Origin of the sequence: Aeromonas sp. 102P, from assembly GCF_051920345.1 — a bacterium.
GTDB lineage: Bacteria > Pseudomonadota > Gammaproteobacteria > Enterobacterales > Aeromonadaceae > Aeromonas > Aeromonas veronii.
The window spans coordinates 3,771,970-3,795,680 of record NZ_JBQBCZ010000001.1 but is presented as its reverse complement, the minus strand read 5'-3'; the positions used below and the strand labels follow the sequence as shown (position 1 = coordinate 3,795,680).

The window sequence follows — 23,711 nt, the reverse complement described above, 5'->3', positions numbered from 1 at the left end:
GGACAGCATAAGACAACAAAAAACCCGCAAAGCCTTACGCTGTGCGGGTTTCTTGGACTTCGTTGGTCACTGTTGGACCTGTATTTGGTGGAGCTGGGGGGATTTGAACCCCCGTCCAAAATTACTACATCCTTGGCACTACATGCTTAGTCACTCTTTACATTCGCCAACCCGCTGCGGAGAGACACGCCACGCATTGACTAGCTCGATTGGTTTTAATGCTTCCGCCCCGAGCAGGACTTCCACACGATCCTGTGAAGGATGACCTTCCGATTCCCTAGGACACAGGCAAGCTAGGGTAGAAGGGCTCTATGCAGGTTATTAAGCTGCTAGTGCGTAGTTTTCGTCGTTTGCGACTATTTTTTTGCGGTTTATTAACGAGGCCTACCGCACCTCGGCATGCACCTTGGGTTTCGTGAATCTTGTCGAATCCAGAATCAGCCCCAAGTTGTTAATTGCGATTGTACGCAAAAATGCTGTCATAGCAAGGCGTTGATACCCATTCCCTCTGGCAACCAGTCTGTTTGCCGATTTATTGTACGCAGCTGAGCCTGAAGAGTCAGCTGCGCCGGGGGAAGGTGTACTGGCGTTCTGATCCTGCCAGTCGCAGGTTAGCCGCGATGCTTGTTCTTCATGATGCGAGCTTTCTCCCGATCCCACTCGCGGGCCTTGGTATCTTCGCGCTTGTCGTGCTCTTTCTTGCCCTTCACCAGGCCGATCTCGACCTTGACCCAGCACTGTTTCCAGTAGAGGGCGAGGGGAACTATGGTGTAGCCCTGACGGGCGATCAGGCTTTCGAGCTTGTCGAGTTCACGACGGCTCAGCAGCAGTTTGCGGGTGCGGGTCGGGTCACATACCACGTGGCTGGAGGCCGCTTGCAGTGGCAGGAAGCTGGAGCCGAACAGATAGGCCTCGCCATCGCGGAAGATGACATAGGCTTCGCTGATGTTGGCCTTGCCCGCCCGCAGGGATTTGACTTCCCACCCTTGCAGGGACAGACCCGCTTCGATCTTCTCTTCGATGAAGTATTCGTGGCGCGCGGTTCTGTTGAGTGCAATGGTGCTGGACCCGGCTTTGTTTTTACTGTTTTTTTTGCTCATGACGGGCGATTTCCGGCAATGACTAGGAGGCTCGTATTATACGTAGGCAGGGGCGGCTGTAAAACGCGCAGCAGGTCAAGTGGTGGCTTTCTGAGCGGTTTGGCTGAGGTTTTACCTCCACAACCCCAAACATGGTGATAAAATCGCGCCGATTGGATGAGGAAAAGCCATGCCCCGAATTACGCGCAGTGCCCTGGTGATGTTCAGTGCAGAACAGATGTTCAAGTTGGTTAACGATGTGGATGCCTATCCGCAGTTTTTGCCCGGCTGTGTCGGCAGCCGTGTCCACGAGGCTGGCGATGACTACATGATGGCGTCGGTCGATGTAGCCAAGGCGGGGATTGCCAAGACCTTTACTACCCGCAATCAGCTGGATGTGAACCGCCAGATCAGGATGGAGCTGGTGGATGGCCCGTTCCGCAAGCTGGCGGGCTGGTGGACCTTTACCCCGCTTGATGTGGATGCCTGCAAGGTGGAGTTTGATCTCGATTTCGAGTTTACCTCCAAGCTTATCGAGGTGGCCTTTGGTCAGGTATTCCGCGATCTGGTGAGCTCCATGGTCTCCGCCTTCTCCAACCGGGCGAAGGAGGTCTACGGTGTCTGACCAGCTCAATATCGAGGTTGTCTATGCCTTGCCGCAGCAGCAGACGGTGATTGCCCTGCGGGTGGCGCCCGAGACCTGCGTGCAGGCGGCCATCGAGCAGTCCGGCATCGTGCAAAAGCACCCCGAGATCGATCTGGCGGTCAACAAGTTCGGCATCTACAGCCGCCCGGTGAAAGGGAGCGAACCGCTGCACGACGGCGATCGCATCGAGATCTACCGTCCACTCATCGCCGATCCCCGCGAGATGCGCAAAAAGCGGGCCGAGAAGGCCAAAGAGGAGGGGAGAGCCGATAGCGTGACCGGTGGTCGCCCCGATGTGCATCGCAAACTCCGCGAGTAGCGCTCAGGTTTTTCTTGCAGAAAAAAGGCGCCGAGGCGCCTTTTTTTGATCCCGTTAGCCGGTGAGCTGGCCGAGGGGATATCAAGAGAGGGCTGCTTCTGCCACACCCAGCCGTGCGCGTGCCCAGGCGGCCAGCAGCTCGACCCCGCTTTGCATCACCCGCTCATCGAAATCGAATTCGTTGTGATGGTGCGGCGCCGCCAGATCGGCCCCCAGGATGAGGTAAGCCGCTTCGCCCCCCTGCTTTTGCACCCGCTCCATCAGAAAACCGGCATCTTCGCTGGCGCCAAAGCGGCGAGTCTGGATGGTGGCGAGCCCCTGCTTGCGGGCCAGCGCAGCCAGCTCGGCTTGCAGCGCCGGGCTGTTGTCGAGCGCAATCGCCTCACCCTGCTTGATGATGCGGTAGGTGACGCCGTGGGCGAGGGCGGTCCCTTCGACGATGCGCTGTACCTGAATGAACATGTAGTCGTTGAGCGCGCTGTCGGCGCCGCGTGTCTCACCTTGCAGCTCGGCATGATCGGGAATGACGTTGCGCCCGCTGCCGCCGTGAAGCTGGCCGATATTGATGCGGGTCATGCCGTCGCGGTGGCGGGGAATGCCGAGCATGGCGGTGGTGGCCATGCAGGCGGCGGCCAGCGCATTGCTGCCAGCGTTGGGTTCGAGCCCGGCGTGGGCGGCGGTGCCCATAAAGTGGACGTCGAACTTGGTGGAGCAGAGAAACTCGGTGGGGTTGATCACCAGCTCGCCGCTACCGGCGTGAATGCCGATATGGAGCGAGAGCAGGGCATCCACGTCATCGAGCGCACCACCGGCGGCCAGCGCCTTGCCACCGCGACACCCCTCTTCGGCGGGTTGAAAGAAGAGCTTGATGCGACCGCACAGCTGCTCCTTCATTGCCATCAGCTGGCTGGCCAGCCCCATGCCGATGGCGGTGTGGCCATCGTGGGCACAGGCGTGCATCCACCCCTTGTTGTGGGAGGCAAAGCCCTCCTGCTGCGGTTGGTGCTGTTCGGCATCAGACTCTTCTACCTCCACCGCATCGATGTCGAAGCGAAAGGCCAGGATCGGACCGGGACGACCGGTATCCAGCTCTCCCATCAGCCCGGTGACATCGCCGATCCGCTCCAGCCAGTCAGGATGGGCTCCCTGACGGCGGGCGCGAGCCTTCTCGGCCGCCACATCCACATCACGGCCCATCATCAGATTGCTGGCCAGCAGCTTGTCGCCGAGCACGATGCGATAACCGAGCTCGCTCAGGTGGTGGGCAATCAGGCTGGTGGTACGAAACTCTTTCCAGGCGGCTTCCGGCAGGCGGTGCAGGTCGCGGCGCCACAGGATCAGGTGCTCAAGGGTCATCTTGGCTTCCTTGGTGATTCGATTTGTCGGCTATTGTGCCTTTTTTCCCAGCAGACCACACGGGGCCAGCAGCTGGTCGGGGGAGCTGTGCGTGCGAGTGGTGGCAGTGGGGGTCGTGAATGGGGGTGAGCGCGCATAAAAAACGCCTCCACAAGGGAGGCGTTGTCGATAGGGGGTTATCAGGCCGCGTGATGGTAAGCGGAGGCTTCAAACAGCTTCTTGTTGGCCACCAGATCGATGGGGTCAAAATCATCGACGTTGATGGTGCGCAGGCGACTCACTTCGGCGCGGCGCAGCAGCTCCGCTTCGCTCTGGATCAGTACGCCAGCGGCCAGGCCAATGTCGGCCACCTTGTCCAGTGCCATGAAGGGGCGCTTGATGCCATCGCTCTTGCAGACTTTCTCGAACAGCGGTTCGGCCGCCAGCACGTCATCGAGCGCCTGCTCCAGCAGCCCGAAGGGGTTGCCCTCTTCGCGGGTCAGATACTGGCCTTTGGCCAGACGGCTGCGGGTCTCGCTCGGAGTTTGCAGCAGACGGGCAACCTGTTGGTCCAGCTTGTCGCAAGGGCGATTGAGGTCACGACCGAGCGGCAGCACCACGGCGCGCAGGGCAAGGCCAATCCAGCGGTTCGGGAAGTTGCGCAGCAGCTCGTCGATCGCCTCTTGGGCCTTGAACATGGCATCTTGCAGTGCCCAGTGCAGCAGCGGCAGGTCGGCCTGCTGGCGTCCCTCGTCCTGATAGCGCTTGAGGGCGCTGGAGGCCAGATAGAGCTGGCTCAGCACGTCGCCGAGGCGCGCGGAGACCCGCTCCTTGCGCTTGAGCTCGCCACCCAGAGTACCCATCGCCATGTCTGACAGGAACGCCAGGTTAGCCGAGAGGCGGGAGAGCTGCTGGTAGTAGCCCCTGGTTTGGTCCTTGTACGGTGAAGCGGCAAAGCGGGCGCCGGTGATACCGAGCCAGAAACTGCGCACCAGGTTGCTGATGGCAAAGCCGACGTGGCTGAACACCGCTTTGTCGAAATCCTTCAGCGCCTGCTCTTTGTCGGGGTGGCTGGCGGCCAGCATCTCCGGCAGCACATACGGGTGGCAGCGGATAGCGCCCTGACCATAGATGATCATGCTGCGGGTCAGGATGTTGGCCCCTTCTACCGTGACGGCGATGGGCGCACCTTGATAGCCACGAGCCAGATAGTTGTTGGGGCCCATGCAGATAGCCTTGCCGCCGTGGATGTCCATGGCATCGATGATGCACTTCTGGGCACGGTCGGTGAGGTGGTATTTGACTATGGCGGAGATGACCGACGGCTTCTCGCCAAGATCGATACCGGTCACGGTCAGGTTCGCTGCGGCGCCCATGATATAGGCGTTGCCACCGATGCGGGCCAGCGGCTCTTCAATCCCTTCCATCTTGCCGATGGGCAGTTTGAACTGGCGACGGATGCGACTGTAGGCACCGCTCGCCAGGGCCAGCATCTTGACGCCACCGGTACTGTTGGAGGGCAATGTGATACCGCGACCGACTGACAGACACTCGACCAGCATGCGCCAGCCCTGACCGGCCATGGCCGGGCCGCCGATGATGAAATCGAGCGGGACGAACACATCCTTGCCCTGGGTCGGGCCGTTCTGGAACGGCACGTTGAGCGGGAAGTGGCGACGGCCGATGCCGACCCCCTTGATGTGAGTGGGAATGAGGGCGCAGGTGATGCCGAGCTCCTCTTCATCACCCAGCAGATGTTCCGGGTCACGCAGCTTGAAGGCCAGACCAAGCACGGTGGCGATAGGGGCCAGGGTGATGTAGCGCTTGTTCCAGGTCAGGCGCATGCCGAGCACTTCTTTTCCTTCCCATTCGCCCTTGCAGACGATACCAAAGTCGGGGATGGAGCCGGCGTCAGAACCCGCTTCCGGGCTAGTCAGGGCGAAGCAGGGGATCTCTTTACCTACTGCCAGACGGGGCAGGTAGTAATCCTTCTGCTCGTCAGTGCCATAGTGCTGCAACAGCTCGCCCGGGCCCAGCGAGTTGGGCACGCCGACGGTGGAGGCGAGCACGGCGCTGGCGCCGCACAGCTTTTGCAGTACGCAGGACTGGGCGTAGGCCGAGAACTCCAGACCGCCATATTTCTTCTTGATGATCATCGCGAAGAACTTGTTGTCCTTCAGGTATTGCCACACCTCGGGGGAGAGATCCGCGCGCTCGTGGGTCACTTCCCAGTCGCTCACCATGCGGCACACTTCCTCGACCGGACCATCCATAAAGGCCTGCTCTTCGGCAGAGAGAGTACTGACCGGGATGGCGTGCAGCTTTTTCCAGTTCGGGTTGCCCGCGAACAGATCGGCTTCCCACCAGGTGGTACCCGCTTCAATCGCCTCTTTTTCGGTGCGGGACATCTCCGGCATGATCGATTTGTAGATCTTGAACAGCGGCTTGGTTATTTGATTGCGGCGAAAATCCACCAGATTGAGCGGTATGGCGATCACCGCGAACAGCACCCACACCAGCAAGGGCACATGACCATAGATGGCGCCAAGCACCAGGGCGGCGCCGGTGACTAGGGTGGAGATGAACAGGGATGCCCGGCGATAGGCCAGGGCTCCGATAACCAGGATCACCCCGAGCAGAGTGAGGGTCGTCGTCATTGCTTGCTCCTTGCGTGGTTAGGTTGCCAACGTGGCGTAACTGATCCAGAGGTCTGACCTGTTGGATATGGCCCCTGTTGTAATTCATACGCACAAAGTTATCAAGCTGTTTACATCTTCATTACCTTCTCTCTGTGATCCCCATAACGCTCACGTGTCGCCAGCGCTGTGGCTCGCAGGGGGGCGACTGTGCGATTCGCTTGTGCGAGAATAGCCGCGATCTACACGCACACTAAAAACAGTGGAAGAGACATCATGTACCAAGAATTGATCCGCAATGAACTGACCGAAGCTGCCAGCGTGCTGCAGGCCTTCCTGGCTGATGAGCAGAACCTGAAAAACATCGAAGCGGCCGCCAAACTGCTGGCCGACTCTTTCAAAGAAGAGGGCAAGGTGCTCTCCTGTGGCAACGGTGGCTCCCACTGTGACGCCATGCACTTCGCCGAAGAGCTGACCGGTCGTTACCGCGAGAACCGCCCAGGTTATGCCGGTATCGCCATCTCCGATCCGAGCCACCTCTCCTGCGTCTCCAACGACTTTGGCTATGACTATGTCTTCTCCCGCTACGTAGAAGCGGTCGGCCGCCGTGGCGACGTGTTGCTCGGCATCTCCACCAGCGGCAACTCCGGCAATATCCTGAAAGCCATCGAGGCTGCCCGCGCCAAAGGGATGAAAGTGATCGCACTGACCGGCAAGGATGGCGGCAAGATGGCGGGTCTGGCGGATGTCGAGATCCGGGTGCCGCACTTTGGCTATGCCGACCGTATTCAGGAAGTGCACATCAAGGTGATCCACATCCTGATCCAGCTGGTCGAAAAAGAGATGGCCAAGTAATCAGGCCATCGTCACCAGACAAGGGCTGCGTCGGTAGCATGGTTCGCCATCTGCCGGTTGTTGTCAGTCACAGGGGAAGGGATTGCGCCTTCCCCTGCTGTCTGTCGAACCAGCGTGCTGGTCGAACATGACACAAGCCAAATCATGAAAGGAGTCTGCCGGATATGTGCGAACTGCTCGGCATGAGTGCCAATGTGCCGACCGATATCTGCTTCAGCTTTACCGGGTTGATGCTGCGCGGCGGCAAGACCGGGCCCCACAAGGATGGCTGGGGGATCACCTTCTACGAGGGGAAGGGCTTTCGCACCTTCAAGGATCCCGAGCCCAGCGCCCAATCTCCCATCGCCAGACTGGTACAGGCGCTGCCCATCAAGAGCTGCGCCGTGGTCAGCCACATTCGGCAAGCCAACCGTGGCTGCGTGTCGCTGGAAAATACCCACCCCTTTACCCGTGAGCTGTGGGGCCGTTACTGGACCTTCGCTCACAACGGTCAGTTGACCGGCTACAAGAAGCTGCCAACCGGCCGCCACCGGCCGGTGGGGGATACCGACAGCGAGCACGCCTTCTGCTGGCTGCTCGATCGGCTGGAGCAAAAATATCCCAAGCGTCCGGCCAACTTTCCCGCCATGTTTCGCTATCTCGCCACCCTGTGTGACGAGCTCAGAGCGTTCGGGGTGTTCAACATGCTGCTCTCGGACGGGGAGTATGTGATGAGCTACTGCAGCAACAATCTGCACTGGCTGACCCGCTGCGCGCCCTTTGGCGAGGCGAGCCTGCTGGATGAGGAGGTGGTGATCGACTTTCAAAGGGAGACCACCCCCAACGATGTGGTCACCCTGATCACCACCCGTCCGCTGACCGGCAATGAGAATTGGGTCAAAATGGCGCCCGGCGAATTCAATCTGTTTCGCATGGGGGAGCGAGTGGCGACCAACCAGGTCGCGCTTGAGCAAGATAAAAAAATACCAGGGTAGATACCTACCCTGGTTCTTCGCAGCAGCCATAAAAGGCAAAAGGGATGAGAGGTGTTGCTGAGCATCATCACTCTGACGGCATTGAGTGTTGATCAATTGTTAATTTGTGGCAATCAAGTTGTTGTCTTGACGGGCGTTTCAGCATCGCTATTTCGATACTGATCACATTTTTTGCCACTTTATTCCCTGAGCCATCCAATCGGGTGCTTCATCACTGCCTGGTCGTGAGCCACGACATCGAAAACTATCTATAGTATGGTCTGTTTGAATACCGTTCTGGAGGAGCCTCGCATGGAGTGGGTGGATCGCAAGGTGTTGCAGCAGCTGGCAGAGGATATCGGTCCGGATATGCTGCCCGTGGTCATCGCAGTCTTTATTGAAGAGGTGGGCGAGCAGCTGAGTCAGCTCAGACCCCTCTATGAACAGGGAGAGTGGGAGGCGCTGGCTCGGGTGGCGCACAGCATGAAATCATCCTGTGGCAGCTACGGCGCCATACCGAGTTATCAGCAGGTGATGGCGCTGGAGATGGCTAGCAAGCAGGCCGATGTGGCCGAGGCAGAGCGCCAGTTGCAACTGCTGGAGGCCTCCTTGCCCCAGGTGCTCGCGTTTCTTGCCGATTATCAGTAACGGCGCCATGCAGGGATGCCGGGGCGCCGTGACCGTTGCCTAACGCTGGTTGAGCAGTTGCTGGATGATCCGGTCCAGCGCCAGTTTAAGCTTCAATCGATCGTGCCGATGGGGCAGCTCAAGCTCGCCCAGCTCGGCTTCGATCACACGCCCTTGCCAGCCCCCCGCATCACTCGAGCCCTGTGGGGCCAGGATGGCATCCAGCCGACCCTGACCGACCCGTGATTCCAGCCAGCGACATTGACTCATCAGATCCAGCTGACTGGCAGGGCCGTTTTCCGCCACCAGATTGCAGACGAAAACCAGCATGGCGCTGCTCTCATTGATGGCCTGGGCGATCTCGGCCAGCAGCAATGGCGGCATGATGGAGGTGAGGAAACTGCCCGGCCCAAGAATGATCATGTCCGCCTGCTGCAGTGCCAGCACCGCTTCGCGGGTCGCTTGCACTTCCGGCATCAGGCCGAGGGAGAGGGGCGGTGTTGCCAGTTGATCGATGGATACCTCTCCCAGGATCTGGGTGCCACACTCCATATGGGCGCAGAGATCGGTGGGAAATTCAGACATGGGTAGCAATTGTGACTCGATTTTGAGCATGTCACTGATCAGCTTGATAGCATCAAGAGGACGGACACAGAGATTATCGAGCGCCAGCAGCATCAGGTTGCCAAGGTTGTGGCCCGCCAGCTCGCCTTTGCCGGCAAAGCGGTACTCGAACAACAGGCTGCCGATGCTGGGATCGGTCACCAGCTGGTTCAGGCAGTTGCGCAGATCGCCCCAGGCGATGCACTCCTGACTCTTGCGCAGGCGTCCGGTCGAGCCACCATCATCTGTGGTGGCGACGATGCCGGTGAGCCGTTGACCGAGAAACGAGAGGGACGAAAGCACTCGTCCCATGCCATGGCCACCACCGATGGCAACGACCCGATCGAAGTCATTGATGTTTTTTTGCCACATATGGGCGTCCTGTCATTGGTCTCAGTTGACCGCTATGTTAGCAAGCGAAGCGAGATAATTGTTTGATAAAGGTATGATTTTTGCTTGAGGCTGCCATTCGATAAAACAAGGAGATGGTGTTGAAATTTCTGACCGTTCACTCCCTCGCCCAGAATTCATCGCTGGCGGCCCAAGATATCTGCGCGCAGCTGCGCCACCATGCCGATCAGGCCCCCTCCCTGCTGTTACTCTATTTTACCCAAGCCCATGACGGGGCGATACTGCGCGACGCGCTCAAACGCCAGTTCCCGACGACCCGCCTGCTTGGGTGCAGCTCTTGCGGTGGTGTCATGACCGAGATGGGACACCACGCCCGAGACGGATATGGGCTGGCCGTTGCTGCCCTGTACGATGAGAAAGGGGCATTCGGGGTAGCCGGTGCCAGCGGTGACGGGGTGGATGTGCGGCAGTTGCTGCGCCGAGCCATGAGCGACTGTGGTCGACCGGGCGAGCTGCCCCAGTTGATCCTGTTTCACGCCAGTCCCGGCAAGGAAGAGGGGCTGCTGGCCGGTATCGAGGCCGAACTCGGTGCCTCGGTGCCGGTGGTCGGTGGATCCGCGGCTGATAGCAGTGTCAGCGGTGACTGGCAGCTCTGCTGGGATGAGGCGGTGGCTCAGGATGGCATCGGTCTGGCGGTGCTCTATCCCGATTGCCAGCTGGCCTTTCAGTTTCACTCCGGTTATGTGCCTGCCGAATTCAGTGGCGAGATCACCGCCTGCAACGGGCGGGAGGTACTCACTATCGATCACCAGCCTGCTGCCGAGGTCTATGCCCGCTGGTGCGGGCGCGAGCAGCCCTGGCCGGTGGGGGCGATTTTGCGGGAGACCACGCTCACCCCGCTGGCTCGTCAGGTGGGAGCGCTGGATGGCATTCCTTACTACAAACTCTCCCATCCTGAAGCTGTGACCGAACAGGGCGGGCTGCGGCTTTTTACCGATGTGGTGCAAGGGGAGCGTCTGTTGTTGATGTACAGCAGTCAGGAAGGGCTGTTGCAGCGCAGCCTCAATGCCATGCGCATCGAGCTAGGATATGGGGTCGATGTGGAATTGCAGCCTATCGGCGCTCTCATCATCTTTTGTGCTGGTTGCCGTTTGGCGCTAGGTGATATGTTGTGCCAATTTGTCGAGCAGAGCCAGGCTCGCCTCGGCAAGATCCCCTTTATCACCCCCTTTACCTTCGGCGAGCAGGGGCGGCTGCCCAATGGCGAGCTGGCTCACGGCAACCTGATGGTATCGAGCGTGATTTTCCTGACCCGTTGAGTCGGCAGAACATAACAGAGCAGGCAACAAGATGATTGGCAACAGTGAACTGGAAGCCCTCGGCGACAAATTGCAGACCACGCTGGTCGATCTTATGCGTTGCCGCGAGCGCGAGGCCAAGTATCGTCACGAGTCCCAGACTCTGCTGGGGGGGGTTGCCACCCTCGCCGATGCCAAGACGCTGGAGCAGGTGCTGGAGAGCCTTATCCAGGTGCTCAAACCCTTTATCGGCTTTGAGCACGCGGATGTGGTGGCCTGGGAAGGGGAGCAGGGGTGTACCCACCTCAGTACCGAGCCTATGCTCGCTGCCCGCAGCTGGCGCATGACCCCGGCATTTGCCCGCGCCATCTCGGGTGAAACTCTGGTGATTTACGATCCCGCCCAGCTGCCTGAGCTGGCGCCGCTGGCGAGCGAGTCGGGCTGGGCCAGCGTGATGCTGACCGGGCTGCAGGCCCCCGGCTTTACCGCCACCCTCATCTGCCGCCACGCTCGGGCGGGCACCTTCGATCTCACCAGCAAGGCCGCCATGGAGCGTTGCCGTCCGCTCATCGCCCAGGCGCTGGTCAACATCACCTATCGGGCCCGCTTGCAGGAACAGGTCGCGGTAAAAACCGAGGCGCTGCAGGCCAGCGAACGCCGTTTTCGCAGCTTCGCCGCCATGGCTTCAGACTGGTTCTGGGAGACAGATGCCGAGCATCGCCTTAGTTACGCCTCAGAGCCGGGTTATCTGGATGAGATGACCCCGCAGGCGACCCGGCCGACCCTCTATGACTACGTCTGCAACAAGCAGAGCTGCGATGCCCAGAAATACCTGCAGCTTTTGGAGCTGCGCCAGCCGGTGCGAGGGGTGCGGATGCAGGTTGCGCTGCAACACGGCCCCTGCTGGATGGAGGTGAGCGCCGAGCCCTGCTTTGACCATGATGGCCAGTTTATCGGTTATCGTGGCACTGCTCGGGATATCAGCAACCAGATCCGCCGGGAAGAGGAGCTGGCGCGGGCACGGGATGAGGCCGAAGCGGCCAACCGTGCCAAGTCCCAGTTTCTGGCCATGATGACCCACGAGATCCGCTCGCCTATGAATGCGGTGTTGGGGATGCTCGATCTGGTGCAGCATGCCGAGCTGGCGCCGGAGCAACAGAGCCTGCTGCGCCATGCCACCCACTCGGCCAGATTGCTGCAAACCATCATCGACGACGTGCTCGATTTTTCGAAAATCGAGTCGCAAACCTTGGTGTTTCACTGCGAGACCCTGCAACCCGTCCAGCTTTGCCAATCTCTGGTCGAGCCGCTGCAAGCTCGCGCGACCGCCAAGGGGATCGCGCTGGTTTATCGGGTCGATGAGTCGGTCCCCCGGGAGTTGCAGGGGGATCCGATGCGTTTGTCACAGGTGATGGGCAATCTGCTGGACAACGCCCTCAAATTTACCGAGCAGGGGCAGGTAACACTGCACCTGGGTTGGCAGGATGAGAAGCTGCTGATCTCGGTCTCCGACACCGGGATCGGTATCGCTGATGCGGATCAGGCGCTGCTGTTTGAACCCTTCTCCCAGGTCGACAACTCGGCCACCCGGCGTTTTTCCGGTACCGGCCTCGGTCTTGCCATCAGCAAGCGTCTGGTGACGCTTATGGGGGGAGAGATCCACCTGAAGAGCGAGCCGGGCAAGGGAAGCTGTTTCTGGTTCGAACTGCCTGGCATGGCGTTGCCTTGCCATAGCCAGCCGCAGCGGGAGGAGGGGGCTTCGGCACTGTTGCCACTGGATGTGCTGGTGGTGGAGGACAGCCCGGTGAACCAGTTGGTGGTGTCGCTGATGCTGCAAAAACTGGTGGGCAAGGTACGGTTGGCTGCCAATGGTCTGGAGGCGCTGGCGCAGGTGGATGAGCAGCTCCCGGATCTGATCCTGATGGATATGCGGATGCCCCTGATGGACGGACTGGAAGCCACCCGGCGCTTGCGTGAGTTGGGATGCACCATGCCTATCGTCGCCCTGACAGCCAATGCGATGGCGGAGGACAAGGCCTGCTGTCTGGCGCAGGGGATGGATGACTTTCTCGCCAAGCCTATCACCTTGTCACGGTTGAGAGAGTGTTTGCAGCGTCACTTTGGTCAGCGGTTGCCGACGCGCGGATAAAAAAAATGGTCAACTTTGTGGGTTGACCAGTTCTTCAGCAAATACTGAAGAGAGCACGGGATAAATCGGGTTGTATCAATCTATATGAAAAATCTGTGCCAACTTTTTTAGACTCTTTTGTGTTCAATTTTGGCCGTTTAGCGCAGCGGCTCTCTCTTGTTATGGTGTTTTGCGTTCCTACTTACTCGCAAAATGCGAATTTCACATTTTCATTGTTGGAATAATTGCATTTTGCAACGCTGTTTTTGTCATTGTGAAATCAGGCGATGCAGAAATTTACGGGCCGCTTCGCTGTTTTGTTTGGCAATCAGCATCTGCTTTTCATAAATCGGCATCGGCAATATCTCGAGCCAGCGTTGGCAGAGCCAGGCGGCATCTTCAAAGCGCTTGTCCGGATAGAGCTCATCAAGCTCCGGATACTGCTCGAACACTTCCCGCAGGCGATTGACCAGCAGCTTGTCGTTGAAATCTGAGTGGGTGCTCGGCCAGTTGGGCAGCATCTCCACCTTGGCCCGGCGCAGGCCCATCTCGTCTGTTTCCATCTCGTGGATACAGAAGCGCTCCAGTCCCAGCACCGTCACCCCCAGCAGGCCATCATTGAGGGTGTAGAAGTCTGTCACCTTGACCCGGGTGCCCACCGGCAGAATGCGGCCGGATTGTCCCGAGGTGGTCGACTCTTCCATCACGATGCCAAAGCCCTGATCGTTGATGAATGACTCCTTGAGCATCTGCAGGTGGCGTGGCTCGAACAGACGCAGAGGAAGCTTGCCGCCCGGCAGTATGTGGGAAGGCAAGGGGAACAGTGCCAAAGGTTGTAGTTTCATGTTCCATCCTCCATTGAGTAGTTGCTGAATATGACAATGCAGCGACTGTGCCAGAGAATGAAAAAAGCCACCGGAGGGTGGCTTTTCGGGCGGTTGAGGGCGCTTAGTTGCGCTGCTCCAGATACATGACAGCCGCTTCCACGCGGCTTTGCGCCTCGAGTTTCTTCAGCAGGCTCTTCACGTGAACCTTGACCGTTCCCTCGGAGATATGGAGTACCGAGGCGACCTGTTTGTTGGAGAGGCCTTTTGCAATTTCGCGCAGGATTTGCATTTCGCGACGCGTTAAGCTTTCCAGCTTCTGCTGCAGGTGATCCAGCTCGTAGATGTTTTCGAGATAGGGGCGCAGCGGTTCGCTCAGGATCTGCTTGCCGGTCATCACGTCGGCCAGCTGGGCCAGCAGCAGATCAGGCTCGGTATCCTTGAGCAGGTAGCCGTCGGCACCGGCCTTGAGCAAAGCCACCACATCCTGACGGGCATCGGAGACGGTGAGGATCACCACCCGGGAGGTGATCTCTTCGGCCCGCAGCGCCTTGAGGGTATCGAGGCCGGAGAGCCCCTTCATGTTGAGGTCGAGCAGGATCAGGTCCGGCTCTGATTCTTTGGCCAGCGCCACGGCATCTGTGCCGTTGGAGGCTTCACCGGTCACCTCCATGTTCTCTTCCAGAGCCAGCAACTGCACAATCCCTTTGCGCATGAGGGGATGGTCATCTACGACCAGAACTGTGTATTTCATCTCGTCCATCAGGCGTCTCTCGCTAGACTGGTGGGAAAGGTCAGATGCACGCAGGTGCCTTGTGGTTGCTGCTCGTTGATGGTCAGCAGACCGTGCAGTTTGCTGGCGCGCTCGTTCATGATGCTCAACCCGTAATGGTTGATCGCCGAGCTGGCGAGTCCGATCCCGACACCGTCATCTGAAATCTGAACCTCGATGTTACCACTGGCGAGGGTCTCACAGCTAACATCAATCACTTGCGCGTTGGCATGTTTGATGGCATTGAGCACTGCCTCACGGATCAGCTGCAAAATGTGGATATGCTGGCCCGCCTCCAGGTCGTTGTCGGCCAGTCCGTAATGGAACCGGATTTCGGCCTGGGTCTGAGGCTGCAGTTGATCAAGCATGACGCGGATCGCTTCCCCCAGATTGGCATCGCCAATGGTGAGACGGAAGGTACCGAGCAGTTCGCGCAACTGGGTATAGGCATTGCTAAGCCCCTCGTCGATCTGCTGCATCGCCTCCTGCGCCTTGTCATGCTGCCCCTTGGCGTAAGAGCGCTTGAGCAGGGTGGACTGGATCTTGAGATAGGAGAGGGCCTGCGCCAGCGAGTCGTGCAGCTCCCGGGCGATCACCGCCCGCTCCTCCATCAGCAGCAGTCGCTGCTGTTGCAGCAGGGTCTGGTCTTTGTGCAGCACCTGAGCCAGCAGCATGGTGAAGTTCTTGATCAACCGCTCATCGATGGGGTGCTGGCTGATGATGTCGAGGCGGCCGAACTCCTGCTCATCCATCTGCAGATAAAAGCTGGCCACCGCATCGAGATCGCCGGGCCAGCCGGTTCGCCCCGAGATATAGACCGGCATGGCGTTGTGCTCGAAGCGGGTCAGCCGGATGTGGTCGATATGCTGGTGGGCGGCGGCGCGGTCCAGCAGTTTGATAAGGGTACGGGTACTGAGCGGGGCGGCGTGCAGCTTCTGGGCGGTCGAGTAGAGAAACGAGAGGGTGTCGTTGGCCTGTTGCAGCTTGGCGGTTTTTTCTTCCACCTTGTTTTCCAGCTCCCGATAGAGCTTGCCCAGCTCGTCTGCCATGGTGACGAAGGCGCGCGACAGCTCCCCCAGCTCGTTTTCGCCGTGGGCGGGCAGCTTAAGATCGAAATCCTGCCGCTGGATCTGGCGGGCACAGTAGACCAGCTGGTTGAGGGGGGCGACCACCTGCTGGCGGGTGAAGCGCACAGTGAACCAGGCGATGGTGATGATGGCCAGCAGGCCGAGCCCCTCCGCAAGCGCCAGCATCCTCACCTTGAATTCCACGTGGTACTGCATCTGATTGACGAAATTATCGATGGCCGCCACAAACTGCTCGGTGTTATCAGTGTACCGTCTGGGGGTGCGATCCTCGATGTGCTGGCGCATCACCTGCCACTGGCCGAGCACCTCGCCATAGGTGCGACGCAGGGAGGCAGGAGTGATCCAGCGCTGGGTCTCCTGCAGCTCTTCGGCGTGCAGGGTCTCTTCAAACTGGGAGAGGCGCCCCAGCACGCTGTCGCCCCGCTCGATTTCGTAGGCCATCCGGTAGGCCTGCATCCGTAGCGAACCGGAGAGGTTGATCGCCTTGGCATCGGGTACCGAGTAGAAGAGGGTGACCATGGCGACCAGCGCGATCAGGCTGGCCATGAAGAGGATCAACACCATGGCGCGGCCAATGGCACTGCTGACCGAATGGACCCTGAACCGTTTTCCCATACTGATGCGCACCTCTGAATAGTGATTAGGACCCCGCAAGATGCGTGGGAGTGTACTCCAACTTGTGTTAGCATCGAAAAACTAGATGAACTCCGAGCGGTTTTGCCTAAGTCCTAGCGATAGGGGGAAACCAGCCGTCAGCCGACGTTCGAGCTGTAAGGGTCAGGAAAGAAATGCCCTGGCCTCCCGTATTTGGAAAGGTGTTTATGTTGCCACTTGAAGATGGTTTTTCCCGTCGTTTTTACTATTTGCGTCTGTCAGTGACCGATGTGTGCAATTTCCGTTGCACCTATTGCCTGCCTGACGGCTATCGCCCCCCGGAAGGTCACAAAGCGGGGCGTCAACCCTTTCTCTCGATTGACGAGATCCGCCGCGTGGTCAGCGGTTTTGCCGCCATGGGTACCCGCAAGGTGCGCATCACGGGGGGCGAGCCCTCCCTGCGCCGCGATTTCACCGAGATCGTCAAGGTGATTGCCACTACCCCGGGTATCGAGAAGGTCGCCATGACCACCAACGGCTATCGCCTCAAGGAGCGGGCTCAGGAGTGGTTTGATGCCGGACTCAACGCGCTGAATGTCAGTGTCGACAGTCTCGACCCGCGCCAGTTTCACCAGATCACCGGTGAGAACAAGCTGGCCGAGGTGATGGAGGGGATCGAAGCAGCACTGGCCGCCGGTTTCAAATCGGTGAAGATCAATGCTGTGCTGCTCAAGGGGCTCAACGACTACCAGCTTGATGCCTTTCTGGGCTGGATCAGACACAAGCCCATCGAGCTGCGCTTTATCGAGCTGATGCAGACCGGCGAGATGGATACCCTGTTTCGTGACCACCATGTCAGCGGCGAACAGATCAAACAGCGCTTGCTGGAGAGCGGCTGGGTGCAGCAGTTGCGGGGCACGGATGACGGTCCGGCGCAGGTCTTTATGCACCCCGATTCGCAAGGTGGGGTGGGGCTTATCATGCCCTACAGCAAGGATTTCTGTGCCGGTTGCAACCGGCTGCGGGTCTCCTCGCTGGGGAAGCTGCATCTGTGCCTGTTTGGCGACAACGGCATCGACTTGCGGGATCTGCTCGGCGCAGATGGGCAATCTGATGAGCTGCAACAGCGCATTCGCGCGGCCCTGGCGGGCAAGAGTGCCACTCATCGTCTCCATGAGGGCAATGCCGGTATCACCCCTCATCTCGCCTCGATCGGCGGATAACCGCAAAAATCGCCAACGATTAAATAGCAATCCTCATATGGAGGTATTTTAACCGATACCTCCTTTTTTATTGCGCTGCAAGGCTTTGATCTGGCGCAAGAATCCCCCCTGTTTATCTCCCTGGTGGTATATCCCTTACCTTGTCAGGGCCGCAATATACACCCACTCTTATAATTGGTATCAAGAATGCCAATCATGGACTCGCACTGTCCCCTTTTTCACCAGAACAGGAGTCAACATGCCGGATGAGATCGATCTTGCCCGCCGCGGCCTGTTCCGGGGGCGGCTGAGAACCGCCGAACCGCCGCTGCAGTTGCCATGGTCAGTCAACTGGTCGGCATTTGTCGCCGACTGCACCCGCTGCGGGGATTGCCTGGCCGCCTGTCCGGAGCAGATCCTGGTGAATGGCGAGGGCGGTTTTCCGGTGGTCGATTTCCAGCGTGGCGAGTGCACCTTCTGCACCGAGTGCGTCACGGTCTGCAAGGTGCCCCTGTTTCGCCCGACCAGCGAGTCCCCCTGGCACTATAAGGCCCATATCGAGGCCAACTGTCTGGCCAATGGTCAGGTGTTCTGCCAGCGCTGTCAGGACAGCTGCGAGCCCAATGCCATTCGTTTTATTCCGGTGCTGGGGCGTGTGCCTACCCCAACGGTCGAGCCGGATCGCTGTAATGGCTGCGGTGCCTGTGTGCAGGATTGTCCGGTTGGCAGCATCAAGGTCGACGGGCGAGCCGTCCCATCCGGTGGTGCGAGCCAGCCACCCTCAAGCAGGAGTCAGAATGAGTCAGAAGCCGTGTGACACAGAAGCCACAATGGATCAGGAGTTCCATGTATCGAGTCTGGTGGTGCTGACCCAGCCCCCTTTGCGCCATCAGCTCGCTGAGCAGATTGGCGCCCTTGAAGGGGCCGAGATCCACGCCGTCAGTGACGAGGGCAAGCTGGTCGTGACCCTGGAAGGTCCGAGCCAGCGGCCGATCATGGCGGCCATTGATGCGATACAGGCGATGCCGGGCGTGCTCTCTGCCGCCCTGATTTACCACCAGTTCGATGAACTGGGCGGTCACTGAAAAGAGTGATGGGATGCCGGGCGTGCCCTCTGCCGCTGATGGCTGGCTCCCGTTCGACAGATTCGACAACTATTACGCGATAAGCAATGTGAGGATATGCCATGAAGCTGAGTCGACGCGACTTTATGAAGGCCAACGCGGTGGCGGCTGCCGCTGCCGTGGCCGGTGTCAGTGCCCCCACCCTGGCGGCCAATCTCATCACCAGTACCGACAAGACTGCCATCCACTGGGATAAAGCGCCTTGCCGCTTCTGCGGTACCGGCTGCTCCGTGCTGGTCGGTTCCCAGGATGGTCGGGTCGTGGCGACTCAGGGCGACCCCGATGCGCCGGTCAACCGTGGCCTCAACTGCATCAAGGGCTACTTCCTCTCCAAAATCATGTACGGTCAGGATCGCCTCACTCAGCCCATGCTGCGGATGAAGAACGGCAAGTTCGACAAGGATGGTGACTTCGCTCCCATCAGCTGGGATCAGGCCTTCGACATCATGGCCGAGAAGTTCAAGGCCACCCTCAAAGAGAAGGGCCCGACAGCTGTCGGCATGTTCGGTTCCGGCCAGTGGACCGTCTGGGAAGGTTACGCCGCCGCCAAGCTGATGAAGGCCGGTTTCCGTACCAACAACATCGACCCCAACGCCCGCCACTGCATGGCCTCCGCGGTCGTCGGCTTCATGCGTACCTTCGGTATGGATGAGCCGATGGGCTGCTATGACGATATCGAGCAGGCCGACGCCTTCGTGCTGTGGGGCTCCAACATGGCCGAGATGCACCCCATCCTCTGGTCGCGGATGTCCGATCGTCGTCTCTCCAATCCGGATGTACAGGTGCACGTGCTCTCCACTTTCGAGCACCGCAGCTTCGAGCTGGCGGACAACGGCATGGTGTTTACCCCGCAGACCGATCTGGCGATCCTCAACTATGTCGCCAACTACATCATCCAGAACGACAAGGTGAACTGGGACTTCGTCAACAAACACACCGTGTTCAAGAAGGGGGCCACCGACATCGGTTACGGCCTGCGCCCGACCGATCCGCTGCAGCAGAAAGCGAAGAACCCGGACAGCGGCGATGCCACTCCGATGACCTTCGAGGAGTTTGCCAAGTTCGTGGCGGATTACGATGTGGAGTCGGTCTCCAAGCTCTCCGGCGTCTCCAAAGAGAAGCTGGAAAAGCTGGCCAAGCTCTATGCCGATCCGAGCAAGAAGGTGGTCTCCTACTGGACCATGGGTTTCAACCAGCATACCCGTGGCGTCTGGGCCAACAACCTCTGCTACAACATCCACCTGCTGACCGGCAAGATCTCCGAGCCGGGTAATGGTCCTTTCTCACTGACCGGCCAGCCCTCTGCCTGTGGCACCGCGCGTGAAGTGGGTACCTTTGCCCACCGTCTGCCTGCCGACATGGTGGTGACCGAGCCCAAGCACCGCGCCATTGCCGAGCAGATCTGGAAACTGCCGGAGGGGACCATTCCCGACAAGGTGGGTTTCCACGCCGTGCTGCAGGATCGCATGCTCAAAGATGGCAAGCTCAACGCTTACTGGGTGATGTGTAACAACAACATGCAGGCCGGCCCCAACATGAATACCGATCGCCTGCCTGGCTATCGCGATCCGCGTAACTTCATCGTGGTCTCCGACCCGTACCCGACCGTCACTGCCCAGGCCGCTGACCTCATCCTCCCCACCGCCATGTGGGTGGAGAAAGAGGGGGCCTATGGCAACGCCGAGCGCCGCACCCAGTTCTGGCACCAGCAGGTGAAAGCGCCGGAAGGGGCCAAGTCCGACTTGTGGCAGCTGATGGAGTTCTCCAAGCGCTTCAAAGTCGAGGAAGTGTGGCCGGCTGAGCTGATTGCCAAGATGCCGGAAGTGAAGGGCAAAACCCTGTTCGACGTGCTCTATGCCAACGGTCAGGTCAACCAGTTCCCGAAAGAGCAGAGCAAGGGGATGCTGAACGACGAAGCCGAGCACTTCGGGTTCTACGTCCAGAAAGGGTTGTTCGAAGAGTACGCCACCTTCGGTCGCGGTCACGGTCACGATCTGGCACCGTTCGATCAGTACCACGAAGCCCGTGGTCTGCGCTGGCCTGTGGTAGATGGCAAAGAGACTCTGTGGCGCTACCGTGAAGGGTTCGACCCCTATGTGAAAGCGGGTGAGGGGGTGCGTTTTTATGGCAAGCCAGATGGCAAGGCGGTCATATTCGCCCTGCCGTTTGAGCCCGCCGCTGAGTCGCCCGATAAAGAGTACGACCTGTGGCTCTCTACCGGTCGCGTGCTGGAACACTGGCACACCGGCACCATGACCCGTCGGGTGCCCGAGCTTTATCGCGCCTTCCCGGATGCGGTGCTCTTCATGCACCCGGACGATGCCAAGGCTCGCGGCGTGCGCCGTGGTGAAGAGGTGATCGTCTCCTCCCGCCGTGGCGAGGTGAAGACCCGTGTCGAGACCCGTGGTCGCAACCGTCCGCCGAAAGGACTGGTCTTCATGCCCTTCTTTGATGCGAGCCAGCTGGTCAACAAGCTGACCCTGGACGCCACCGATCCGCTCTCGAAAGAGACCGATTACAAGAAGTGCGCCGTCAAGGTGATGAAGGCTTAAGGCGGGGGAGTGTGAGATGAGTCGTAGTCGTCGCCAGTTTCTGGCCGACATGGCCAAGGGGGCCTGCGGTGTGGGCCTGCTTGGCGTGGGGCTCGGTGGCGTGGCCCGCCAGCAGGCGCAAGCTGTGCCTGCCCAGGCGCTGCGTCCGCCCGCCGCTCTCGATGAAACAGAGTTCCTCAGCGCCTGCGTGCGTTGCGGGCTCTGCGTCGAGGCGTGCCCCTACGACACCCTCAAGCTCGCCCGGCTGTTTGACCCTGTGACCACCGGTACCCCTTATTTTAAGGCGCGTGCCGTGCCCTGCGAGATGTGTGATGACATCCCTTGCGTGGTGGCCTGCCCGAGCGGGGCGCTGGATCAGCAGATGACCGACATCGATCAGGCCCGGATGGGGGTAGCAGTGCTCATCGATCACGAGACCTGTCTCAACTATCTGGGGCTGCGCTGCGATGTCTGTTATCGGGTCTGCCCGTTGATTGACAAGGCGATCACTCTTGAGCTGCAGCATAACCAGCGTACCGGCAAACACGCCATGTTCCTGCCCACGGTACACAGCGATGTCTGTACCGGCTGTGGCAAGTGCGAGCATGCCTGCGTGCTGGAGGAAGCGGCCATCAAGGTGGTGCCACGCCAGCTCGCCAAAGGTGAGCTGGGTCATCACTACCGGCTCGGCTGGGAAGAGAAGGCCAAGGCGGGGAACAAGTCGCTCATCGGCGACAGGCTCACCCTGCCCACCCGCAAACCGGAGGGGTTATGAGTCGTTATCCGGGGGAAGAGGCTCGCATCAAGCTGGATTGGTGGCGTTCCCACCGCTTCCTGCTGCTGCGCAGGCTGAGTCAGTTCAGCGTGCTCGGGCTGTTTTTGCTGGGGCCGTTGGCGGGTATCTGGATCCTCAAGGGCAACCTCTCCAGCTCGCTGTTGCTGGAGACGGTGCCGCTGACCGATCCCCTTACGCTGTTGCAGTCGCTGGCGGCGGGTCACTGGCCCATCACCACTCTCTGGCTGGGGGCTGCCATTGTGCTGGCCGGCTACTGGCTGGTTGGGGGACGAGTGTTCTGCTCCTGGGTCTGTCCGGTCAACCTCATCACGGATGCGGCGGCCTGGCTCCGGGGGCGCCTTGGCCTCAAGGGCACTGGCCAGTTCAGCCGTGCGACACGCTACTGGCTGCTGGCCATGGTGCTGGTGGTGCCAGCGGTGGTCGGGGTGATGGCGTGGGAGTTGGTCAATCCGGTGTCGCTCGCCATGCGCGGTCTGCTGTTTGGCATGGGGGCGGGCTGGGCCCTGCTGGTGGCGCTGTTCCTGTTCGATCTTTTCGTGGTTGAGCGGGGCTGGTGCGGTCATCTTTGTCCGGTGGGGGCCTTCTATGCCCTGGTCAACCGGGTCGGATTTATCAAGATTTCTGCCAAGGGGCGCGAGCGGTGCAACAACTGCATGGATTGTTATGCGGTCTGCCCGGAGCGTCCCATCCTGCGCGGGCCTGTTCACGGTGCCAAGCGCGGTCACGGGCCCTTGATTGTGGCTCAGGAGTGTACCAACTGTGGCCGCTGCATCGATGTCTGCGCGGAACAAGTTTTTGAAATCACTGTAGGTTTTGCCGTCAAGGCAGAAAAAACGTCGGAGAACAAATAATGAAAAAGCTGATTGGAGCAATGCTGGCCTGCCTGATGGCGGGATCCTTGATGGCTGCAGCCCCCGAGATCACCAACAGTACCGGTGGCCTCAAGTCCGAGCGTGGCGCCACCGATCTGGTGACCGATGCCACCGCCGCGCCCCTGAAAAACTTCCGCAAGGATGGCGCGCCCTACGATCGCCAGTACATGCATCAGCCGCCGCTGATCCCCCACGACATTCGCAACTACGAGGTGGATACCAAGGTCAACAAGTGCCTGGCTTGCCACAGCTTCAAGAACGCCAGCGCCATGAAGGCCCCCAAGATCAGCCCGACTCACTTCGAGACCCGCGACGGCCTGACCCTGGGTGAAGTGTCGCCGCGTCGCTACTTCTGCCTGCAGTGCCATGTGCCGCAAGCGGATGCCAAGCCGCTGGTGGAAAATACCTTTAAACCGGTTGAAGCGCTGAACTGAGGAATCCATAGATGAAATTACCCGGCTTTATCCAGCGTCTGTGGACCACCTTCAAGTCACCGTCGAAGGCGGCTCTCTGGGTCATCTTGCTGATGGGCTTCTTCGGTGGTGTTATCTTCTGGGGGGGCTTCAACACCGCCATGGAAGCATCCAACACCGAGGCCTTCTGTACCAGCTGTCACGAGATGAAGGACAACGTGTTCGAGGAGTACCGCGACACCATCCACTACGCCAACCGCTCTGGCGTGCGGGCCAGCTGCCCGGATTGCCACGTGCCCCATGAGTGGACCTACAAGATCATCCGCAAGGTGCAGGCTTCCAAGGAGCTGTGGGGCATGATCACCGGCAAGGTGGATACCCGCGAGAAGTTCGAGTCGCACCGGCGTGAGATGGCTGAGCGGGAGTGGCAGCGGATGAAAGAGACCGATTCGCGCGAGTGCCGCAACTGCCACAACTTCGAGTACATGGACTTCTCCCTGCAGGGGCAGCGTGCCGCCAAGATGCACTCTACCAATCTGGCCAGTGGTGAAAGTACCTGCATCGACTGTCACAAGGGGATAGCTCACCAGCTGCCCGACATGACCGGGGTGAAAGGGTTCTCTGATCCTGCGACGACAGGCCGGGTTTATCCGGCCTGCGTTTTG

General features: G+C 59.7%; 21 protein-coding genes, 1 other RNA gene, 1 pseudogene and 1 riboswitch. Of the genes and pseudogenes, 15 read left to right on the top strand and 8 right to left on the bottom strand.

All coding sequences use genetic code 11. The features are described 5' to 3' along the window. Nucleotides 1–85: 85 nt before the first annotated feature. Both ssrA and smpB read right to left on the bottom strand, forming a co-directional pair. Nucleotides 86–445, bottom strand: a transfer-messenger RNA (tmRNA) gene (gene ssrA, locus ACTG1K_RS17710). Nucleotides 446–611: 166 nt separating this feature from the next. Beyond that, nucleotides 612–1,100, bottom strand: coding sequence for an SsrA-binding protein SmpB (gene smpB / locus ACTG1K_RS17705; RefSeq protein ID WP_005334498.1), 489 nt, complete (start codon nucleotides 1,098–1,100; stop codon nucleotides 612–614). 169 nt (nucleotides 1,101–1,269) lie between these two features. On the opposite strand from smpB, the gene ACTG1K_RS17700 reads away from it, so the two are divergent. Together ACTG1K_RS17700 and ACTG1K_RS17695 are read left to right on the top strand one after the other, a co-directional pair. Next, a complete protein-coding gene (locus ACTG1K_RS17700; protein WP_005334496.1) occupies nucleotides 1,270–1,704 on the top strand; it encodes an SRPBCC family protein in 435 nt (144 codons plus the stop codon). After that, nucleotides 1,697–2,044, top strand: coding sequence for an RnfH family protein (locus tag ACTG1K_RS17695; RefSeq protein WP_040065214.1), 348 nt, complete (start codon nucleotides 1,697–1,699; stop codon nucleotides 2,042–2,044). The genes ACTG1K_RS17700 and ACTG1K_RS17695 overlap by 8 nt, the downstream gene beginning before the upstream one ends. 81 nt (nucleotides 2,045–2,125) lie before the next feature. Here the strand turns inward: ACTG1K_RS17695 and ACTG1K_RS17690 are convergent, their stop codons facing one another. Then, nucleotides 2,126–3,400 (bottom strand): amidohydrolase, encoded by a 1,275-nt coding sequence (locus ACTG1K_RS17690; RefSeq protein WP_440006200.1) that lies wholly within the window; start codon nucleotides 3,398–3,400, stop codon nucleotides 2,126–2,128. A 179-nt stretch (nucleotides 3,401–3,579) separates the two neighbouring features. Continuing rightward, nucleotides 3,580–6,036, bottom strand: coding sequence for an acyl-CoA dehydrogenase FadE (fadE, locus tag ACTG1K_RS17685; protein ID WP_408780180.1), 2,457 nt, complete (start codon nucleotides 6,034–6,036; stop codon nucleotides 3,580–3,582). A gap of 255 nt (nucleotides 6,037–6,291) precedes the next feature. On the opposite strand from fadE, the gene lpcA reads away from it, so the two are divergent. The 3 genes from lpcA to ACTG1K_RS17670 all read left to right on the top strand — a co-directional run bounded on the left by lpcA (nucleotide 6,292) and on the right by ACTG1K_RS17670 (nucleotide 8,471). Continuing rightward, on the top strand, nucleotides 6,292–6,870 hold the full coding sequence (lpcA, locus tag ACTG1K_RS17680; RefSeq protein ID WP_005334485.1) for a D-sedoheptulose 7-phosphate isomerase: 579 nt from the start codon (nucleotides 6,292–6,294) through the stop codon (nucleotides 6,868–6,870). Nucleotides 6,871–7,034: 164 nt separating this feature from the next. Next, nucleotides 7,035–7,844: a class II glutamine amidotransferase gene (locus ACTG1K_RS17675; protein WP_005353514.1), complete on the top strand. Its 810-nt coding sequence runs from the start codon at nucleotides 7,035–7,037 to the stop codon at nucleotides 7,842–7,844. Between the two features lie 291 nt (nucleotides 7,845–8,135). Further along, on the top strand, nucleotides 8,136–8,471 hold the full coding sequence (locus ACTG1K_RS17670) for an Hpt domain-containing protein (protein ID WP_019446543.1): 336 nt from the start codon (nucleotides 8,136–8,138) through the stop codon (nucleotides 8,469–8,471). A 39-nt stretch (nucleotides 8,472–8,510) separates the two neighbouring features. Here ACTG1K_RS17670 and ACTG1K_RS17665 read toward each other — a convergent pair whose 3' ends face one another. Then, a complete protein-coding gene (locus ACTG1K_RS17665; RefSeq protein WP_440006198.1) occupies nucleotides 8,511–9,425 on the bottom strand; it encodes a gluconeogenesis factor YvcK family protein in 915 nt (304 codons plus the stop codon). A gap of 113 nt (nucleotides 9,426–9,538) precedes the next feature. Here ACTG1K_RS17665 and ACTG1K_RS17660 point away from each other — a divergent pair, with 113 nt between their 5' ends. Together ACTG1K_RS17660 and ACTG1K_RS17655 are read left to right on the top strand one after the other, a co-directional pair. Beyond that, entirely contained in the window at nucleotides 9,539–10,723 is a 1,185-nt protein-coding gene (locus ACTG1K_RS17660; RefSeq protein WP_440006196.1) for an FIST signal transduction protein, read from the top strand. Between the two features lie 31 nt (nucleotides 10,724–10,754). Continuing rightward, nucleotides 10,755–12,851, top strand: coding sequence for an ATP-binding protein (locus tag ACTG1K_RS17655; RefSeq protein ID WP_440006194.1), 2,097 nt, complete (start codon nucleotides 10,755–10,757; stop codon nucleotides 12,849–12,851). A 248-nt stretch (nucleotides 12,852–13,099) separates the two neighbouring features. Here ACTG1K_RS17655 and ACTG1K_RS17650 read toward each other — a convergent pair whose 3' ends face one another. The 3 genes from ACTG1K_RS17650 to narQ all read right to left on the bottom strand — a co-directional run bounded on the left by ACTG1K_RS17650 (nucleotide 13,100) and on the right by narQ (nucleotide 16,129). Beyond that, nucleotides 13,100–13,675: an LON peptidase substrate-binding domain-containing protein gene (locus ACTG1K_RS17650; RefSeq protein WP_005334473.1), complete on the bottom strand. Its 576-nt coding sequence runs from the start codon at nucleotides 13,673–13,675 to the stop codon at nucleotides 13,100–13,102. Between the two features lie 103 nt (nucleotides 13,676–13,778). Continuing rightward, entirely contained in the window at nucleotides 13,779–14,417 is a 639-nt protein-coding gene (narL, locus tag ACTG1K_RS17645; RefSeq protein WP_005334471.1) for a two-component system response regulator NarL, read from the bottom strand. Next, nucleotides 14,417–16,129, bottom strand: coding sequence for a nitrate/nitrite two-component system sensor histidine kinase NarQ (gene narQ / locus ACTG1K_RS17640; protein WP_005334468.1), 1,713 nt, complete (start codon nucleotides 16,127–16,129; stop codon nucleotides 14,417–14,419). Before narQ ends, narL begins: the two co-directional genes overlap by 1 nt. Nucleotides 16,130–16,207: 78 nt before the next feature. Beyond that, nucleotides 16,208–16,348: riboswitch (molybdenum cofactor riboswitch) on the top strand. Between narQ and moaA the strand changes: the two genes are divergently transcribed. From moaA to ACTG1K_RS17600, 8 genes and pseudogenes are all read left to right on the top strand, one after another. Beyond that, nucleotides 16,336–17,331 carry a GTP 3',8-cyclase MoaA gene (moaA, locus tag ACTG1K_RS17635; RefSeq protein WP_041202199.1) on the top strand — a complete coding sequence of 332 codons (996 nt, stop codon included), beginning with the start codon at nucleotides 16,336–16,338 and terminating at the stop codon, nucleotides 17,329–17,331. Its footprint overlaps the riboswitch before it by 13 nt. Nucleotides 17,332–17,569: 238 nt before the next feature. Continuing rightward, nucleotides 17,570–18,127 carry a ferredoxin-type protein NapF gene (napF, locus tag ACTG1K_RS17630; RefSeq protein WP_440006192.1) on the top strand — a complete coding sequence of 186 codons (558 nt, stop codon included), beginning with the start codon at nucleotides 17,570–17,572 and terminating at the stop codon, nucleotides 18,125–18,127. 13 nt (nucleotides 18,128–18,140) lie between these two features. Beyond that, nucleotides 18,141–18,395 (top strand): chaperone NapD, encoded by a 255-nt coding sequence (locus ACTG1K_RS17625; protein WP_031227438.1) that lies wholly within the window; start codon nucleotides 18,141–18,143, stop codon nucleotides 18,393–18,395. 101 nt (nucleotides 18,396–18,496) lie between these two features. Then, nucleotides 18,497–20,986: a nitrate reductase catalytic subunit NapA gene (napA, locus tag ACTG1K_RS17620; protein WP_440006190.1), complete on the top strand. Its 2,490-nt coding sequence runs from the start codon at nucleotides 18,497–18,499 to the stop codon at nucleotides 20,984–20,986. Nucleotides 20,987–21,002: 16 nt separating this feature from the next. Beyond that, on the top strand, nucleotides 21,003–21,740 hold the full coding sequence (gene napG, locus ACTG1K_RS17615) for a ferredoxin-type protein NapG (RefSeq protein ID WP_058059905.1): 738 nt from the start codon (nucleotides 21,003–21,005) through the stop codon (nucleotides 21,738–21,740). After that, a complete protein-coding gene (gene napH / locus ACTG1K_RS17610; protein WP_440006188.1) occupies nucleotides 21,737–22,612 on the top strand; it encodes a quinol dehydrogenase ferredoxin subunit NapH in 876 nt (291 codons plus the stop codon). Before napG ends, napH begins: the two co-directional genes overlap by 4 nt. Beyond that, on the top strand, nucleotides 22,612–23,067 hold the full coding sequence (locus tag ACTG1K_RS17605; protein WP_005334452.1) for a nitrate reductase cytochrome c-type subunit: 456 nt from the start codon (nucleotides 22,612–22,614) through the stop codon (nucleotides 23,065–23,067). Before napH ends, ACTG1K_RS17605 begins: the two co-directional genes overlap by 1 nt. A gap of 11 nt (nucleotides 23,068–23,078) precedes the next feature. Beyond that, a pseudogene (locus ACTG1K_RS17600) lies at nucleotides 23,079–23,666 on the top strand (cytochrome c3 family protein); the annotation flags it as partial. Nucleotides 23,667–23,711: the final 45 nt, after the last annotated feature.